This is a genomic window from Bradyrhizobium sp. sGM-13 (assembly GCF_018398875.1).
GTDB lineage: Bacteria > Pseudomonadota > Alphaproteobacteria > Rhizobiales > Xanthobacteraceae > Bradyrhizobium.
Window position 1 is genome coordinate 1 of sequence record NZ_JAGWDK010000523.1, and the last position, 214, is coordinate 214.

General features: G+C 68.2%; 1 pseudogene. It reads left to right on the top strand.

The features are described 5' to 3' along the window. Positions 1-214 (top strand): annotated as a pseudogene (locus tag KJQ96_RS39865) (hypothetical protein); the annotation flags it as partial.

The following is a 214-nucleotide window of genomic DNA, read 5'->3' on the forward strand; positions in this document are numbered from 1 at the left end:
GCCGCTTCGCCATGATGATGCAGACCATGGGCCCGATGATAAGCCGCATGATGGAGGGCGGCGGTGGGCTCGGCGGCATGATGGGCGGCGGCATTCGCGGCGGTCTTGGCGGCGGCTATGTGCCCGAGGGTTACGGCGTGAACGCCGGTGGCATGAATTTCGGCGGCATTGGCGGCAGTGACTTCATGGGCATGCTCGGCGGCGCTGGCGGCGG